Annotated in this window: 16 protein-coding genes and 4 pseudogenes; 8 read left to right on the top strand and 12 right to left on the bottom strand. The window is 55.1% G+C overall.

Annotation, left to right across the window (positions count from 1 at the left end; translation table 11 throughout):
• Positions 1–287 precede the first annotated feature (287 nt).
• The 3 genes from JWR17_RS14980 to JWR17_RS14970 all read right to left on the bottom strand — a co-directional run bounded on the left by JWR17_RS14980 (position 288) and on the right by JWR17_RS14970 (position 1,951).
• Entirely contained in the window at positions 288–731 is a 444-nt protein-coding gene (locus JWR17_RS14980; protein ID WP_299832692.1) for a PaaI family thioesterase, read from the bottom strand.
• Between the two features lie 36 nt (positions 732–767).
• Positions 768–1,376 carry an AMP-binding protein gene (locus JWR17_RS14975; RefSeq protein WP_299832691.1) on the bottom strand — a complete coding sequence of 203 codons (609 nt, stop codon included), beginning with the start codon at positions 1,374–1,376 and terminating at the stop codon, positions 768–770.
• Between the two features lie 146 nt (positions 1,377–1,522).
• On the bottom strand, positions 1,523–1,951 hold the full coding sequence (locus JWR17_RS14970) for a MaoC family dehydratase (RefSeq protein ID WP_366944159.1): 429 nt from the start codon (positions 1,949–1,951) through the stop codon (positions 1,523–1,525).
• A gap of 230 nt (positions 1,952–2,181) precedes the next feature.
• Between JWR17_RS14970 and JWR17_RS14965 the strand changes: the two genes are divergently transcribed.
• From JWR17_RS14965 to JWR17_RS14955, 3 genes are read left to right on the top strand one after another with little or no spacing between them, the layout of a single operon-like run.
• The gene (locus JWR17_RS14965; protein ID WP_299832689.1) at positions 2,182–2,526 is read left to right on the top strand and encodes a hypothetical protein; all 345 of its coding nucleotides are present in this window, start codon (positions 2,182–2,184) and stop codon (positions 2,524–2,526) included.
• Complete coding sequence (locus JWR17_RS14960; protein WP_299832688.1) at positions 2,523–3,623, top strand: CoA transferase; 1,101 nt, start codon at positions 2,523–2,525, stop codon at positions 3,621–3,623. Before JWR17_RS14965 ends, JWR17_RS14960 begins: the two co-directional genes overlap by 4 nt.
• Before the next feature lie 41 nt (positions 3,624–3,664).
• Entirely contained in the window at positions 3,665–4,435 is a 771-nt protein-coding gene (locus JWR17_RS14955) for an IclR family transcriptional regulator C-terminal domain-containing protein (protein WP_299832687.1), read from the top strand.
• On the opposite strand, the gene JWR17_RS14950 is transcribed toward JWR17_RS14955, so the two are convergent.
• The 4 genes from JWR17_RS14950 to JWR17_RS14935 are packed head-to-tail and all read right to left on the bottom strand — an operon-like array spanning position 4,416 to position 6,483.
• Positions 4,416–4,778, bottom strand: coding sequence for a hypothetical protein (locus tag JWR17_RS14950; protein ID WP_299832686.1), 363 nt, complete (start codon positions 4,776–4,778; stop codon positions 4,416–4,418). The two genes, JWR17_RS14955 and JWR17_RS14950, sit on opposite strands and share 20 nt — an antisense overlap.
• An 18-nt stretch (positions 4,779–4,796) precedes the next feature.
• Positions 4,797–5,192 carry a nuclear transport factor 2 family protein gene (locus JWR17_RS14945; RefSeq protein ID WP_299832684.1) on the bottom strand — a complete coding sequence of 132 codons (396 nt, stop codon included), beginning with the start codon at positions 5,190–5,192 and terminating at the stop codon, positions 4,797–4,799.
• Positions 5,193–5,243: 51 nt separating this feature from the next.
• Positions 5,244–5,654 (bottom strand): nuclear transport factor 2 family protein, encoded by a 411-nt coding sequence (locus JWR17_RS14940; RefSeq protein ID WP_299832683.1) that lies wholly within the window; start codon positions 5,652–5,654, stop codon positions 5,244–5,246.
• A 46-nt stretch (positions 5,655–5,700) separates the two neighbouring features.
• Positions 5,701–6,483, bottom strand: a complete 783-nt coding sequence (locus tag JWR17_RS14935) for an SDR family oxidoreductase (RefSeq protein WP_299832682.1) — start codon at positions 6,481–6,483, stop codon at positions 5,701–5,703.
• A 133-nt stretch (positions 6,484–6,616) separates the two neighbouring features.
• Here JWR17_RS14935 and JWR17_RS14930 point away from each other — a divergent pair, with 133 nt between their 5' ends.
• The gene (locus tag JWR17_RS14930) at positions 6,617–7,525 is read left to right on the top strand and encodes a LysR family transcriptional regulator (RefSeq protein ID WP_299832681.1); all 909 of its coding nucleotides are present in this window, start codon (positions 6,617–6,619) and stop codon (positions 7,523–7,525) included.
• A gap of 2 nt (positions 7,526–7,527) precedes the next feature.
• Here the strand turns inward: JWR17_RS14930 and JWR17_RS14925 are convergent, their stop codons facing one another.
• Positions 7,528–8,115, bottom strand: a complete 588-nt coding sequence (locus JWR17_RS14925; protein ID WP_299832680.1) for a bifunctional 2-polyprenyl-6-hydroxyphenol methylase/3-demethylubiquinol 3-O-methyltransferase UbiG — start codon at positions 8,113–8,115, stop codon at positions 7,528–7,530.
• A 127-nt stretch (positions 8,116–8,242) separates the two neighbouring features.
• Between JWR17_RS14925 and JWR17_RS14920 the strand changes: the two genes are divergently transcribed.
• Together JWR17_RS14920 and JWR17_RS14915 are read left to right on the top strand one after the other, a co-directional pair.
• Positions 8,243–8,839 carry a TetR/AcrR family transcriptional regulator gene (locus JWR17_RS14920; RefSeq protein ID WP_299832679.1) on the top strand — a complete coding sequence of 199 codons (597 nt, stop codon included), beginning with the start codon at positions 8,243–8,245 and terminating at the stop codon, positions 8,837–8,839.
• A gap of 117 nt (positions 8,840–8,956) precedes the next feature.
• The gene (locus tag JWR17_RS14915; RefSeq protein WP_299832678.1) at positions 8,957–9,793 is read left to right on the top strand and encodes an SDR family NAD(P)-dependent oxidoreductase; all 837 of its coding nucleotides are present in this window, start codon (positions 8,957–8,959) and stop codon (positions 9,791–9,793) included.
• A gap of 366 nt (positions 9,794–10,159) precedes the next feature.
• Here JWR17_RS14915 and JWR17_RS14910 read toward each other — a convergent pair.
• Both JWR17_RS14910 and JWR17_RS14905 read right to left on the bottom strand, forming a co-directional pair.
• Positions 10,160–10,413, bottom strand: a pseudogene (locus tag JWR17_RS14910) (NAD-dependent deacylase); the annotation flags it as partial.
• Between the two features lie 150 nt (positions 10,414–10,563).
• Positions 10,564–11,183, bottom strand: a pseudogene (locus tag JWR17_RS14905) (tyrosine-type recombinase/integrase).
• 186 nt (positions 11,184–11,369) lie between these two features.
• Here JWR17_RS14905 and JWR17_RS14900 point away from each other — a divergent pair.
• Together JWR17_RS14900 and JWR17_RS14895 are read left to right on the top strand one after the other, a co-directional pair.
• Positions 11,370–12,200: pseudogene (locus tag JWR17_RS14900) on the top strand (alkene reductase); the annotation flags it as partial.
• Positions 12,201–12,461: 261 nt separating this feature from the next.
• Positions 12,462–13,451 (top strand): zinc-dependent alcohol dehydrogenase family protein, encoded by a 990-nt coding sequence (locus JWR17_RS14895; RefSeq protein ID WP_299832677.1) that lies wholly within the window; start codon positions 12,462–12,464, stop codon positions 13,449–13,451.
• A gap of 82 nt (positions 13,452–13,533) precedes the next feature.
• Here the strand turns inward: JWR17_RS14895 and JWR17_RS14890 are convergent.
• Together JWR17_RS14890 and JWR17_RS14885 are read right to left on the bottom strand one after the other, a co-directional pair.
• A pseudogene (locus tag JWR17_RS14890) lies at positions 13,534–13,701 on the bottom strand (alkene reductase); the annotation flags it as partial.
• A 154-nt stretch (positions 13,702–13,855) separates the two neighbouring features.
• Positions 13,856–14,755: a LysR family transcriptional regulator gene (locus JWR17_RS14885; protein ID WP_299832700.1), complete on the bottom strand. Its 900-nt coding sequence runs from the start codon at positions 14,753–14,755 to the stop codon at positions 13,856–13,858.
• Between the last annotated feature and the right edge of the window lie 64 nt (positions 14,756–14,819).

The following is a 14,819-nucleotide window of genomic DNA, read 5'->3' as shown; positions in this document are numbered from 1 at the left end:
AATCGGCCAGAAGCAGACATTCGATCATATCTACGGACTTAGGGTCGACTCACTTTCAATGCATGCAAAAACTTGAAGGCTTGGTACCAGCTTTAAATAGATCAAAAGAAATCTGATTTGATGGTCAGGCTTCAAAATGAAAACAATGTTTGGAATGAGATTTACTGGTTCTCGAAGGTGCTGCCAGCGCCTTACGGAAGATAACCGACAATATCTATGGGAGCACTGTCGGCATCAGGGTTTCAGGTTTGTCCGCCGCTATTTAATGAGCGGTCAGATCATTACCTTCATGCTTTGAGGGGAATATTTCGCATAGTCACCAGAGCAGTGGCGCAAAGGGTTTCCTTGCCTTGTTTCACGGCAAACAAATCGGCAGCGGCAACCGTAGTGTTGTTCGACGCATTGATGACACGTCCCCTAGCTAGTAGCTTTTCACCATCTGCCGGGGCAATTAGTTTGACAGTGAAATCTGTAGTCATATTTATCCAGCCAGGTGGAAGCAAGGTTCCGGCGGCCGAACCTCCGGCAAAATCAGCCAACGCTCCGATGATACCACCTTGAAAGTAGCCGTTATGCTGGGTGAGTTCTTTGCGCGCTGGCTGTTCAATTTCACAATGACCTGGCTTCAGGTAATTGTAATGAAATCCCAGTAATTTTGCCGCTGGCATACTGAGTACCGCTCCTTGGACGTGCTTGTCAAACTCGGGATTGCTTGCAGCGAAATCTTCCATGGTATTCATCCTTAAAGTCTACATTTGTGAACGACACTAGCCCAGCCAGCGCTCGAGTTTTTTATCTATGTATTGAGTACGTATTGCATTGCGCATGACCTTGCCACTACTGGTTTTCAGTAGTTTCCCAGGCATTAATAAAACAATGTCGTGGGGAGTAATCTCGTTGTTTAAAACCACTGCCTGTCGAATGATGGAGATAATTTCGTCCCCCTTGATTTTCTTTCTCCACTCTCTTCGCACTTCTTGAACGACAATCAGTTTGTCTCCCGCATCTAAGAGTGAAAACACCGCGCACGCCGAATTCTCTAGGCTAGGGTGAGCTGTCGAAACATTGTGCTCGATATTATGCGGGTAATAATTCTTACCGCGGATAATGACCATATCTTTTATTCTGCCCGTTACATATAACTCTCCTTGGTGAAAAAATCCAAGGTCTCCAGTACGTAAATAAGACGGTTGAATGTCCCCTGATAAATGATTTACGAAGGTGCCTGCGGTGAGAGGTTCCTGGTTCCAGTAACCCCGTGCAATGTGGGGACCAGCTATCCAGATCTCTCCAATTTCGAATGGTGTGCGGGCTTTTCGGGTTAGCGGATCAACAATTTCTATACGTGTTCCCGGCAGCGCTTTACCCGAACCCACCAATGTTTGGCAGGATGCCGTATCCGTCGCCAGAATTTTTCCATCACGCAGCGCCTGCCTGCCGTCGGCTGTCCGCCGGCACGAACAAAAAAGAACGGATCATGACGGCAGCCTCAACATAAACGCCGTGCGAACGCAGCGACAAACTACCTATTTACAGCGGTGTGCTCAAATTCGACCAACCCTGCACTCGGACGTGATCGGCTGGCTCTGACCGAAAGCACCTCGGTGTGCGCGCGGAGTGTGTCCCCTTGAAACACAGGATGGGGGAATTGGGTATCCCCCAGCCCCAAGTTCGCAATGGTGGTACCCAGAGTGGTCTCGGTGACAGTCATTCCGATCAGCAGCCCTAAGGTGAACAGGCTATTGACCAGCGGCTTGCCGAACTCTGTGTGCGAGGCAAATTCGGCATCAATGTGCAATGGCTGCGTGTTCATGGTAAGGCAACTGAACAACATGTTGTCCATTTCAGTGACGGTTCGCGAGACGCTATGTTCGAATTTTTGGCCGACGCTGAACTGTTCGTAATATAGACCTGGCATGGCGGATTCCTGCTTGTTCTTATTGGAGGCCAGGCAGCGGCGTGGGGGGAGAATGCCCGCTATTGATCCTGGCCCTAGAAGCAGAATTGTATAAATTTGATATAGGCGTTCAATACCTATTTTGTTTCTCGTGAGACTTTTTGAATATCACAAAGAAAGTATAAAAAAATTTATGCACGCTTGTGCGGAACAGTTGTACCTTTTGACAGGCCGTATACATCGCTTATTTCGAGCGCTGATGTGATCTAGAGAGAGGCATTCCCATGAATGAATACTCACCCTTTGACACCCTGCAACGCCTTAGCCAAGGGGGGCTGGCGCCACTTACCAAACTGATGGACGAGCTTCGCCTGGCGCGCCACTTCGATGGTGACGCCAGTCTGCGAGGCTGCGATCCCATCATCCGCTCCCCCCATCGACTGGGAGAAGCCTCGGCTGTGGCGCAGCTACTAATCGGCGTTGCCGCGAGCAGCATCTGGAAAGCACGCACCGGCCTGAGCACAGATGTCGCGTCGATATTGTCGATGCTCTGCACTTTCTGCACCCGACTCATTTCGTCGAGCAGCAAGGCCGGCCAATCAACGTCGGTGCCGAACACATTGATGTGAACAACCTTTTCCTTTGCCGTGATAATCGCCACATCATGCTCGAAGCCGGCCCACCCTATGCCAAGTTGCTGAAGGGCTATGTGAATTTTTTTGACTGTGGCGACAACAAGGCATCGATCGCCCGTGAGGTAGCCAAGTGGGACTCGCTCGAGCTCGAGGAAGCGTTGTCCAAAGTCGGGTTACCCGCGTGTCGCGCGTTCACTCGCGAACAATGGTTGGCCCATCCGCAAGGCAAGCTACTGGCGGCGACGCCGGTGATCGAAATTGAGAAGATCGCAGACGGCCCCAAAGTACCATTTCCGGAATTATCCGGTCTGGTGGCACCGCTGCAAGGCTTGAAGGTGCTTGATTTCACTCATGTACTGGCTGGCCCTCGAAGCGCCAGAACGCTCGCGGAATACGGCGCTGAAGTAATGCATATTACCTCGCCAACCTATCCTGATACTTTCGCCCAACACCTTGGCGTCGATGTCGCCAAGCGCTGTGCCTATCTGGATCTGCGTCAGGCCGCAGAACTTGAGCGTATGCATCAACTGGCCAGTGAAGCGGACGTTTACACTAGTACCTACCGCCACTCGGTCAACCAGCGTTTTGACCTGCTGCCAGCACAACTGGCGGCACGTAGCGAACGTGGAATCGTGTGCATGACGGCCAACGCTTACGGCCACGAGGGACCTTGGGCCGAACGGCCCGGCTTCGACCAGAACGGGCAAGTTGCGTCGGGGTTCGCAGCCCGGGAAGGTGGCGATGGCCCACCGCGGTTTTCGCCGGTATTCTACTTGGCGGATTTGATGACCGGATACTTCGCGGCCGCTGGCATGATGGCCGCCCTACTGCGTCGTGCCGAAGAAGGTGGTTCGTACCATGTCAAACTGTCTCTGACCCGCAGCGCTATGTGGGTACAGGAGTTAGGGCTGTTGGATATCGCTTTGCAACAGAAGCTGCCCGAAAGCGATTCATACCCGGCAAAGAGAGTGACCTTCGATTCAGTCTATGGTCGAATATCCAACCTTGCGCCACCCCTTACCTTCAGCAACTTCGCATTGCCGGCTTATCACCGTCTTGTACCCTATGGGGCTGATGCCCCCGAATGGTAAATCGCCACATCAGCGTGCGCTCCCGACTCAAGGAACATTTGATGGACTCTGCGGATAACGAAACACGCCGGGAGCGCAACCCGATCGCCGCCGTCGCGCGATTGATCGGGGTGCTGGCGCAAAGTGAAGCAAACGCGTTGGGCGTGCGCAAATTGGCTCGGCTGCTGGATGCGGCCCCCAGCTCTGTACAGCGCACTCTCGAACGCGCTTACGAGACCGGGCTCGCGGCACCTGATGCGAACGGCCAGTGGCAACTGGGTTGGGAACTCCATCGGATTGCTACCCATGCGCGCAGCAAGATGCCGTATGCCAGCGTTCAACCAATTCTCGATCAGTTATCCAGGGACAGCGGTGAAACAGCTGTGCTTAGCGTTTATGATCCTCGAGCTGGCGAACGCATGTATGTGGCCGCCGCCCCTAGTCACCACAGTATCCGCTTCGTGCCACAGCTATTGCAGTGGATGCCAATGAACGTAGGAGCTACTGCGCTGGTCATTCTTGCTAATCGGCCGGCTAGCGAGCAGCGCCGGATCTTCGACATGACAGCCAAGACAAACAGCGACTCTTGGAAAACTTTCCAGCAGCGTCTAGATACCGTGCGAGATACCGGTGCCGCTATCACTGTGGATGACGTAGAGCTGGGTGCCGCCGGCGCTGCTGCCCCCATTTACAGTGGCAACGAGGTCAGCAGTAGCCTAGGCATTATCCTGGCGGTTCAGCGCTTCAAGCCAGAAGTTGCCAATCAACTCACCGAATGGGTCAAAGCCGCGGCCGAGCAGATCGGTCAAGGCCTCAGACACCGCGAGCCCTGAAGATCAGCTCGACATCATCATCGCTCAACGGCGCTCCGATCATATCGATGTAAATTTCGGTGGCCATGTCCGTCAGCCCACGGGTATTTTCCAAGGTTAAGCCTCGCTGCTCGATGGTTGGGAAGAATGCCTCGAATCCGACGGGAGTTGGCGCATGACCCGCGCTCGCACAGCTTTTCGCCATTCCGATGCCTCCTTGGCCGAGAGTGCCGACGACATGGGCTACTTGTCCGATACGGCCTTCAGCATCGCGTTCAAGCGCGCAATCGGTGTTAGTCAGGGGCGCTTTCGACAGCAGAGTCGCAAGGATTTTTCTACTAAAGCGAGCCAATAAGGCAGCCATGGATGTACTGGCGATGTGCTAAACCGGCGACGGATTGATCAGCACATAGACCGCTTGGATCTGACCCGCCTGGACCTGCACCACATCGACACCCGTAACTGCCGCAGGACCATTAGCAGGACCGAGACGCCAAGCCGAAGAGCCCACTCCCGCTATACCAAGCCCGACACCAGCGGGGGCGAACTGAGAGTTCTCCGGGAACTGCGCCAGAATATGCTCCACCCGCTGCGCTATTGCGTGGTGACCCACACTCTTGCCCTCTGGATCCACGAACAGCGCATCGTCAAGGTACAACCGGGTCAGCGCAGCCCTATGGCGGTCCGTGTCGCGCTCGTTGAAGACTTGCACCAGGTGGTCACGCAAGAACGTGTCGTAGTCGAAGTCAATCGAAGTATCGTTAGGCTGCAAAGCCATGGCGACTCTCCTGCATGAGCATAATTTTGCGTTACTGGCGCAATCGTTGGGCTAGTCAGCACGAGCGGCGATGGCAGTGGCCAGGCTGTCTTCGAGCATAAGGAAGCGGGTGATCTGGTCGTCAGCGATAGTCAGCACGATGGCGTAGGCCGTTTCGATCGTTTTGCCGGTGCTGACAACTCGGGAAGCGAGTTCTCCGAAAATGATCGCGCGATTATCACTGGCCAATACCTCATGAACATCTAGGCCGACACGCTCGATCATGTGGCTAGACTCGCGCAGGAAATTAATGATTGCTGACCTGCCGGTCTGATGGCCTACCCATGGCAGCACGCCAGCCTCGCCAGGGATTATCCAGTCCAAATCGGCACTGAACATCTGGGCAATTGTTTCCGGCGCTTCGCCACTGCCGAGACGGGCGAGAAACTGGTTGGCCATGTTGAGGTTGCTTTCGATGCTCATGACACTCTCCTGTCGGGTAAAAAGTAATACTTCGAACCGTGCGTTTTCAGATTTGCGTCATGCCGCCATCGACGACCAACTCAATACCTGTGATATAGCTGGAGTCGTCAGATGCGAGAAACGACATCGCCTTGGCCATCTCGTCCGCGCTCGCCGCACGTCCCAGCGGGGTTTTCTCGGCCACCTGCACCAAGTATTGCTCGATCACTTCATCGCTCATGCCCAGTTCGGATTTGTAGGCCGGAGTAACCACTACGCCCGGAGCAATGATATTGACGCGGATATCACGGCCCTTGAGATCAGAGGCCCAGGTCCGCACGAACGAACGCAGTGCTGCCTTGGTCGCAGCGTAGACGCCGAAGGCCGGCGTGCCTTGGCTGGCGGCAATGGAACCGGTTACGACGATCGCGCTACCCGCGCCCATCAGCGGGAGGACTTTCTGCACGGTAAGCAAAGTGCCTTTGACGTTGATGTCGAAGTACTTATCGAACTGCGTTTCGGTGATCGCCCCCAGCGGCGCGAAATCCCCACCACCGGCATTGGCGAACAGCAGGTCCAGGCGACCGTGGGTTTGACTGATGATTTCGGCGATGTGGTCTAGATCCGCCGCAGAAGAAATGTCGCCGCAGATGGCGGTGGCGCCGAAGCCGATCTGCTCTACGGCGCTGTCCAACTCTGGTTTACGCCGGCCAGTGATGACCACCGTAGCGCCTTCACGTGCCAGCCGTGTGGCGGTGGCCAGCCCAATGCCCGAGCTGCCACCAGTCACCAAGGCAACTTTGCCTGTGTGTTTGGTGATGTGAATATTGCTGAGGTCTGAAACTATCATGGTGATTCTCCCCTGAGTCATTGGCTGAATTTCCGGTACGGATCCGAATATAAGCCTGGAGAATCTGGGAATAAACAGGGTAAATTTGGTTTCTTTATTCCGTTTTAGAAACAATAGATAGAGGACCCTGTCCATGGACCAGCTACAAGCGATGCGGGCGTTTGCACGGGTGGTCGAGACGGGTGGCTTCGCGCGCGCTGCCCAGTCATTGCAAATGCCCAATGCAACGCTGAGTAAGGCCATTCAAGCGCTGGAGAAACACCTTGGGGTGAAGCTGCTCGAGCGCAGCACGCGGCGCGTCAGCGTGACCCGCGACGGGGAGGCCTACTATGCACGTACACAACCTTTGCTCAGCGAACTGGACGATATTGATGCAACTTTGGGCCGCGCGCAGGCGAGCCCTAGTGGCCGCTTGCGCGTCGACACGGGAGGATCTACGGCCAGCGGCTTGCTGATCCCTGCCCTGCCTGAATTTTGCGCACGCTACCCGGACATCGAACTGCAAGTGGGTGTCACGGACCGTACGGTGGATGTAATCGGTGAAAACATCGATTGCGCCATTCGCAGCACAGCCACCGATGGAGCATTGATCTCGCGCAAGATTGGTAAATTACTCTGGACTACCTGCGCCAGCGTTGCCTATCTGGAACGCTACGGCGCGCCTACGCATCCGCAGCAAATCATCGATGAAAACTTCCCGGTTGCCGGCTACTTCTCGGCTCAAACTGGGGGGATGGTACCGTTGCATTTCAATCGGCAAGGGCATGCCATGGAAATCACACCGGCCTGCAAAGTCATGGTCAACGAAAGTAACGCTCACCTTGCCACGGCGATGGCCGGTATTGGTCTAGTACACACGCTGGATTTCATGCTGCGCCCTGCCATCAATGCAGGACACCTGGTCCCCATCTTGGAGACCTGGCGGCCAGCCCCCCTGGATGTGTACATTTGCTATGCACCCAGCCGCCAACTGAGTACCAAAGTCAGGGTATTTGCCGACTGGGTAACCGAGGTTTATACGCGCTTGGTGCAGGATCGTTGATCTCACGAATGAGCTCTGACTACCAATCGGCGAATGGTTTTCTGCGAGGACAAGTTGATGTTCTCAGTATCCAGCAGCACTTGATGTCCAGCAACAAGCTCGGCGATTAACTGGTCATCAATAGACGCGTAGAGCCGACCGAAAGGGTCTCGATAATTTTGAGCACTGGTACGCCAACTCAAAGCCAGAACACCACCCGGAACGAGCAATGCCAACATTTGCAGGATTGCCTGGCTCACTTGCTCCGGGGGCAAATGCATGATCACCGTTTCACACAAGACGTTCTGGAACACAGCCCGCTCGACCCCTTCAAGGGTAGGTAGCAAAGAGTGCTCAAAATGTATCTCAGGGTACCTGCGTTGCGCCTCCCCCAGAAGACCAGGAGATCCATCGTAGCCCACCACGTCGAAATCCTTCGACGCGAGCCAAGCGGTGTCTCTGCCAGCTCCGCAACCGATATCCGCCGTTTTTCCTGGCTCGAAATAATGCTCCAGTAACGCGTAGAGATCAGTAGGTACTGGTTGAGCTAGCCAATCCTCGGCGAAACCGGAAGCGCCGCTGTCATAGGCGGCCAATGTTTTAGTATCCATGGTTGTTCCTCGCTTACACGGATGAGGCTTGATGGGCATTGTCACCCTACACCGGTGACGCCTGCGGTCAAACAAACCGCACTGCCAATAATTGACATTGTTTACCTATTTTGTCAATCTTGTAGTCATGACTACTCAAACAGATTCTCCCTCTCCCAATTTTCAGCATCGCCGCATCGCAGTGATCCGGGCCGCGATTGACGTCTTCGCGCGTTTCGGATACCGAAAGGCATCGATGGAAGAAATCGCTAAGTCGGCCCTAGTCTCCAGACAAGGGCTTTACTTGAACTTCAGCAACAAAGACGATCTCTTTCGCGCGGCTGTAGAGCTTGCAATGCAAGACCAACTGAGTGCAGCAAAGGCTCAACTGACCGACGCATCGTTGCCGCTGGATTACCGATTGGCCGCAGCAATGACCGAATGGGCCGGCCGCTACGTCGAGGTTATGCGCCCGCACGCCACAGAGCTTATCGAGACGAGCCTTAAACTAGCGGGTGAAGCCGTAGGACTATATGAAAAGCAATTTGAAGATGCGCTGATCCTAGCCATTAATGATGCCAATCCCACGCTTACTCCTCGCACCGACTGCACAGCGCCCGACATTGCCCAGACCTTGCTTGCCACCGCAAAAGGACTAAAGCACAGCTGTCCTTCACAAGAGGTGTTTTTACAACGAATCACAGTCGCCACCCGCTTGCTATGCGCGGGATGGTTGCACGCGTGATAGCGCCCTCCTCAGCAAACTCAAATTGGGAGTCACAGCATGTCATCATCCATTTCCTATAACCGCCGCTCAACGGCTGAGTATGTTCTGGCCGACGTCGACCTTAGCGGGAAGAACATGCTCCTGACCGGCTGCAGTTCCGGTATTGGCTTGGAAACGATGCGGGTCTTGGCAAACCATGGCGCACATGTCATCGGCCTGGCTCGTTCGGCTGTAACAGCTCGAAATACCTGTGCCAAGCTGGGTATCCAGGCCACGATCATCGAGTGCGAAATGTCTGATCTAGACTCAGTCTGGCGAGCAATCGATTCAATACGAGGTCTGGGCAAATCCTTGGACGCTATCATCACCAATGCGGGCATCGCTGCTCCGCACTCGCTGGAGGTTCTGTATGGTGTCGAGAAGCAGTTCTTGGTCAATTATCTGAGTCATTTCCTCTTGGTGACCCAATTGCTCGATATCGTTCCAGACCATACTGGCAGGATAGTAGTCGGGAGTAGCAGTGCCAGCATTGGCCAAGCTCCCAAGGAAGGCATACAGTTCAATAATCTTGACGGTCATGAAGCCTACAAGCCTTTCGCTTTTTATGGACAATCCAAACTCGCCACCGCTTTGTTTGCCAAGGCGCTTTCACAGCGCTTGCAGCAAAGGCAAATCGCAGTCAACTCGGTGCACCCAGGCGCGACCCGTGGAACTGGCCTGAATGCTAGCCTCCCAGTACCGTTGAAATTGGTGCTGAGCGTCGCGCAATGGTTCATGAAGTCCGTTCAGCAGGGAGCTGCAACCCAAGTGTTGCTGGCCGGATCCGCACAAGTGCAAGGAGTGACGGGTCATTACTGGGCGGACTGCCAACCGGCTATAGGCCCAGCTTTGCTTGACGATCAGATCTTGATAGATCAGCTGTGGGCGGTGTCTGAAGACCTACTTCGCCTTCACTCGACACAGCAGTCATGATCAAAAATCTCAGCCGGTTCGTCGCATTCGACGCCGCAGCGCGTTACCTGAGCTTAGACCGAGCCTCTCGCGTATAGAGCTTGGCGCCATCTTCTGTAGCCGTAAATATCGCTAAGTTCGAACAACCCCTAGTCCCTGATTGATCTTGCGCCGCCAAGCAAAATTCATCTGCTAACGCTTCTGGTCAATAATTTCCCTAATTGCGGATTGAATGCTATCCGGATACTCAGGCCACTAACATCCGGGCGCTCGCTCCGCACTCATTTGGACAGGCAGTCGGGGCGCAACGACGCAGGTTTGCCCTATTAGTCTAGAGCCCATGCCATCGTCGAAGCATCCAACCAGACCTCAACTCACGTAGCACGCTCATCCAGAGCAATTCGCCGCCTTAAATAGCCACGGTATTAGCGTAGCGGCGCTTCCAAGCGACATGATTTCATTTGGTTGGACAAGTGAGACATCGTCCAGATTTACATGAATGACTGTGGCGCCAGCCGCGAGGGCGACTTCAGGTATATCAGCCGCTGGAGTAACAACTCCCAAGGTGCCCACGAAACAAGAACGTCGCAGGCTTTAACTAAGCTCACAGCGGTTTTCCAAGCCCCCCGAGGTAGATCCTCCTTGGACCTAGCTCGTAACGGCATTTCTGCGCGGGCGCCGTCAGGGCGCTCGGCGGTTTCGCACAATCTCAGATCCACTACTTACCATATGGCTGAGTGACTGCAATGGGCCGAAAGCGACGGGGTGACTGCCCCGTCGCGGTTGCCCGGTCAGACTTCAGTCTGCTCGGCCATCTCAAGCGCGTCGTCCACTTCGATGCCAAGATATCTGACCGTGCTTTCCAGCTTGGTGTGACCAAGAAGTATCTGTACTGCTCTGATGTTTTTCGTTCTCCGATAGATCAACGATGCCTTGGTCCGTCGCATCGTATGAGTACCATATGACACTGGGTCGAGGCCGATGGAGCTTACCCAGGCTTTCACTATGCGTGAGTATTGACGCGTGGATAGGTGTTGGGAAGTTGTTAGCCGACTGGGAAACAGGAAGTCTCCGTTTCTGAGTCCAGCCTGTATTACCCATTCCTCCACAGCGAGTCGCGTCTGCGCAGTGATCTCGAATTGGACGGGCCGTTTTGTCTTCTGCTGCATCACCATTGCCTAGCTACAACGTGATTTCCGTGCGCGACATCACGAACACGTAGCTTCGTCAGATCGCATGCACGAAGCTTGCTGTCGATTGCTAAATCGAAAAGCGCTAGATCCCTCACGTTTTGCGCAAGCTCAAGCCTGATTCTGATGCCCCAGATGTCTCGCAAGCGGAGCGGTGATTTTTGACCAACCAGCTTGCCTTTATTCCAGGGCTGGTACGAGGTAGCAGTTTTTGCGTTCATGTCATTACCTCCGTTGATGGAGGGTTAGCATGACCCTGTGCAAGAAGGGCAGCAGTCGGCCAGAAGCGATCATTCAAGACGAGGCAATAAGCCCTGTTACCAACAGAGGACATACCTGCGCGGCTCGCTCGGCAAGGAGATTGCGCAGAGTCTGCATTTGTTTGACACGTTCATTCAGCGGTTCACGCCAAGGGCGGACGCGCTTTCATGCAATTGATCCACGGCGGCCGTCAAAGCCACGTCGAAATGACGGGCGGCGTCGCCCCGCTGGCGCCTTCGGTGGTGCCGTTCGAAGGTGTTGCCTTGACTAAAGACGGTTTTGTCCCGGCGTCACCGCATCGGGCGCTGGCGATCGAGGAAATCCCAGGGATCATCGAGGAATTCCGCGTCGCTGCCCAGCGCGCACTTGAGGCCGGTTTCGACGGTGTTGAATTGCACGGTGCCAATGGTTATCTGGTTGACCAGTTCATTCAAGACGGCACCAACCATCGTACCGACGCCTACGGTGGCCCGATCGAGAACCGCGTGCGGTTTCTGCGCGAAGCCGTTGAAGCGCTGATTTCGGTGTGGGGTGCGGATCGTGTCGGCGTTCGAGTCTCGCCGTCGGGTCAATGGGGCGACATCTCCGACAGCAACCCAGAAGCCACTTTCAGCTATGTCGCTCAAGTGCTGGATGGCTACAAGATTGCTTACCTGCACGTGATCGAACCACGCATCAAGGGCGACGACACTCTGCTCGAAGATCACCCGCCAGTCGCCACCAAGTACCTTCGCCCACATTTCAAGGGCCCGATCATCGCAGCAGGCGGGTTTGATCGCGCTGGAGCAATGGCCATTGTCGAATCCGGCGATGCCGACTTGGTCGCGTTTGGTCGGCATTTCTCGTCGAACCCCGACCTGCCGTATCGCCTTAAGCACAACTTGCCACTCACCCCTTATGTGCGCTCTGCGTTCTGGGGCGGTGATGAAACGGGCTACACCGATTTCCCGGTCGCCGATGTCGCACTCACCGCCTGAGTTTAATTCCCTTCTTTTGGAGTTTTGACATGACCATCAGCAAGCGCAAAGTTCTGGTAACCGGTGCAACCAGACAGATTGGCGGCGAACTCATTCGTCTTCTGGCCAACGACGGCAGCCTTGGTGGTAGATTCGATCCGGGGCCACATGGCGCCGATCGAGCCCAACGCCCAGCAACAAATCGACGCCGTGTTGTCCCGCTTGCTTGCGGCTGCTTAAACCTCATCGCCTCAATTTTTCATACTCATGAGAGGACTTAACATGTCACGCATTATCCAGTTCACCACCCCCGGCGGGCCCGAGGTTCTTAGTTTCAAAGACATCGAAGTCGGGGCGCCCGGTCCCGGCGAGATCCGTATCCGGGTCAAGGCGCTGGGTTTGAACCGCGCTGAGTCCATGTGGCGCAGCGGAGAGTATGTCGAAGAAGTCAAACTGCCTGCCCGGCTCGGTTACGAGGCAGCGGGCATTGTCGACGCGGTCGGCCCTGACGTCACTGGCTTTGCAGTGGGTGACGCCGTGAATACCGTACCGGCGTTTTCACAGAATCAGTACGGCATGTATGGCGAGCTGGTATTGGCACCGGTGTCGGCGGTGGTGAAACATCCGCCGTCGCTGTCATTCGAGCAAGCGGCGTCGATCTGGATGATGTTCATCACGGTGTACGGCGCCTTTATCGAGGCCGCCAACCTCACCGCGGGCGACGTGGTCCTGATCCCTGCCGCGTCCAGCAGCGTCGGACTGGCCGCCATTCAGCTGGCGAACATGGTCGGCGCAACACCGATCGCCTTGACCCGCACCGGTGCCAAGCGTCAGCGATTACTGGACGCGGGAGCCGCTTTTGTCATCGCCACCGAAGAGCAGGATCTGGTCGCGGAAGTCATGCAGATCACTGAGGGCGCCGGTGCCAGGGTGGTGTTCGATCCGGTCGGCGGCCCAAGCTTCGGCAAGCTGATCAAAGCCATGACCACCGGCGGCATGCTGCTGGTGTATGGCGCGCTTAGCGAAGAACCGGCGCAACTGTCGTACCTCGATCTGTTGATCAAGTTGCCGACCATCGTGGGTTATACGATCTGGAACACCAGCGGCGATCCGGTACGTCAAAAAGCTGCGGTGGAATTCATCCTGGCCGGACTGGCTTCGGGCGAGCTGAAACCGGTAATCGACAGCACCTTTGCGTTCGACGACATGGTCGCAGCGCATCGTTATCTGGAAACCAACGCCCAGTTTGGCAAGATCGTGGTGACGGTGTAATACGCGACTGCCAACTGTGTCGGCTCTTGGCCGAACTGATCGAGTTTGGAGTTGGCCGTGACCGGAATAAAATCGTCATTGATCACGCACCTGACGGCCAGTCGGTGTAGCCTTTGGCGCCGCCGCCGTAGTACGACTCACGCGGGGCAATAGTGAGTTCTGCCCCATGGCGCAGGCGGGCAACCAGGTCGGGGTTGGAAATAAACAAGCGGCCGACCGCCACCGCGTCGATCTTGTCCTGAGCCCGGCGAACTGAAGAGAAGCCATCACCGAATCCATTAAAAATGGTGGTGGGTCGGGCCAGCTGGCCCTGGCAAGACTGCGCCATACCGTAAAGCAAATATCTCTATTGCCCGGCGGTCGCATCAAGAATCAAGGTTACCAAGCTGGGATTCGGGCTTTCGCTATTTGAACGGTTTGCGCACATGCGTTGGCTGGCGCGCTAATACGTCGACTATGCACGTGCGAAAAATATTGAACAGGGGTGCGTGGCGTTGCAGGTATTTGGCTACTAATACGATCTCGCGGTAAAACGTATCTTTTCCCAACTCGATAACCCGTACTTCGGCGGCATGCTCTAACCACATGCCAGCGGTCGGCACCAACGAGACTCCAAGGCCGCTGTGCACCATTTTTACAATAGCGTCAAGCTCATCCAGCTCCAGCGTTTGATTGACGTGAATTTTCTGCTCTCTAAGATATTGAGTCACCAAACGGCCGCCGAATGAGCTTCGGTCGTAACGAATGAAAGGATTGTCCCGAAGTATTTGTAGTGGATCGCTTCCCTTTGTCCCCTTTGAAGTGATGAGTACAAAGGGTTCCCTGATGATTACTTCGGCGTGGAGTTCTTTGGGGAGAGAAAACGGCGGCTTGATCATGATAGCTAAATCGAGATCCCCGGCGTCTACTTGACTGAGCAGATTCAAAGAAACGCCCGGTACCAGATTTGCGTCGATAAATGGCGCCCGCGTCTTCAGAGCTACCAGCGTTTGAGGCAGGAGGCCGGTCTGGACGGTGGCTATTGCACCTATGCGCAGTGCCCCGTGAAAGTCGTTGGCACTGTCGGGGGACCCCATACGAAGGAACAACTGCAGGATTTGTTCGGCCAAGGTCACAGCTCGCTGACCTGCCGGATTGAGCGTCGCAGCTCGACCCGTCCGGTCGAAGAGAGTGACGCCTAGCGTATCCTCAAGGTTTTTAATTTGTGCACTCACTGCGGATTGCGTCAGACCTACCTCTCGTCCAGCTGCGGCAAATGTACCTCTGCGTGCAACACAGATAAACGTCTTTAATTCTCTGATCATCATGAGGCCCCGATCGAATGGTGTAACCAAACCGGAGTTTTTAAGCCCTGGCAGCTACGTAATG

It is taken from the genome of Pseudomonas sp. (genome assembly GCF_028293835.1).
In the GTDB taxonomy this organism is placed as follows: domain Bacteria; phylum Pseudomonadota; class Gammaproteobacteria; order Pseudomonadales; family Pseudomonadaceae; genus Aquipseudomonas.
This window is presented reverse-complemented; position numbering and strand designations above follow the sequence as displayed.